The organism is Methanobrevibacter sp. (assembly GCF_045577275.1).
Classification (GTDB): Archaea; Methanobacteriota; Methanobacteria; order Methanobacteriales; family Methanobacteriaceae; genus Methanobrevibacter.
In genome coordinates this window covers 1-1,590 of sequence record NZ_JAZNIB010000155.1, presented here as the reverse complement: position 1 = coordinate 1,590, position 1,590 = coordinate 1, and the positions used below count along the sequence as shown (strand labels likewise).

Genomic DNA, 1,590 nt, shown 5'->3' with positions numbered 1-1,590 from the left:
AGCTCAAATTACCTTAACTGTTTTTTCCTCTTTTGAAAGATAAGTTAATGTATCTATGTCGGAATTAGTCGGTAAAAGATACGTATTTTTATACACTTCATTGCCTTTTCCGGTAATAAAAATCCAGTCACCCTCTTTTGCAATTTTCCAGGCATATTCGATTGCCGACGTACGATCCGGTATGACCTTCCCTTTAGCAGATGGCTTTAAATCATGGAGTGCTTCTATCATCCCCTCAAAAGATTCCGTCCCTAAATCATCCAGCGTTAAAATACATAAATCACTATGCTTTTCCGAGATTTCAACCATACCACGTCTCTTTGTCAAATCGCGGTTTCCTCTAAATCCAAATATATGAATGATGCGCTTTGCACCCATTTCTCTTCCGGTTTTAAGACATTGTGCAAAAGCATCGCAGGTATGAGCATAGTCTACAATTAACTGTGCACCTGTCGGATGATTCACTACTTCAAATCTCCCCGGCACGCCAGGAAATGATTGCAGTGCTTCAATTATTACTTCACCTGGTACACCCATATTTCTTGCTGTCAGAAAGGCAAGCGCCGCATTTTGGATATTATGTTTACCCTTGATAGAAAGCCTTATAGGATAGATTTCTTTATTTTTATATACAAAATGGATATCCCCCGTTTTATTTTGTTGGATATATAAATCTGTTCCTATATTTCCCACACAGGAAATTTGGTCATTAGTACCGCATAACCGTCTTTCCAGTTTACTGCCCCATTTATTATTCGTATTAATTACAGCAGCACCATCTGGCTTTAATTGAGCAAAAAGCTGTGCTTTAACGGAAAAATAATCATCCATATCCTTATGATAATCCAAATGATCATGGTCTAAGTTCGTAAAGAGGGCAAAATCATAGCTGATTCCTTTCACCCTAAATTGAGACAGTGCATGCGAAGACACTTCCATAATGACAATCTCATCTTGACTTCTTGATAATTCTTTTTGTAATTGCAATGCATCCATCGTTGTATTTACAGATGGTGCAGATTTTTCACCATTAATATAATTATAAACCGAACCAAATAAAGAACAGGATTTACCATAGGCTTCAAGGATATGCTTCAACATAAAAGAAGTAGTTGTTTTTCCATTTGTTCCTGTTACACCAATGATTGTTCTATCTGCACGCACAGGATAAAAACGTTTAGCTAAATCAGCCAGGATTGCACGACTATTTTCAACCCTAATATACGGGACCGAGAGATCAGTGACTTCTTTTTCGCCGATTATAACACTTGCACCTGCTTCAATCGCCTTTTCAATATATGTATGCCCATCCACCTGAAATCCTGTAATGGCTACAAATAAGAATCCCTTTTTAACATCCAATGAATTATTAGCAATCCCAGTAATATCTATTTCCCTATCCTTATCTGACACGTTAGCGATATCAATCAACAAATTTTTAAGCTTCAAGTTTTAGCAACCCCTTTTGTTCTTCTGTATCTTTTTATATTTTATCTGTAGTAATTCATTATTCTTTTCCGAATCCTATCTGTATAAAAGATAGTTAGGTATATGTTTTGTATTAGCTTTCATATTATACAAACAGAACAA

At 36.1% G+C, this 1,590-nt stretch carries 1 protein-coding gene; it reads right to left on the bottom strand.

The features are described 5' to 3' along the window. Positions 1-3: 3 nt before the first annotated feature. Positions 4-1,449 carry a UDP-N-acetylmuramoyl-L-alanyl-D-glutamate--2,6-diaminopimelate ligase gene (locus tag ACKI67_RS04605; protein ID WP_407462227.1) on the bottom strand — a complete coding sequence of 482 codons (1,446 nt, stop codon included), beginning with the start codon at positions 1,447-1,449 and terminating at the stop codon, positions 4-6. Positions 1,450-1,590 lie beyond the last annotated feature (141 nt).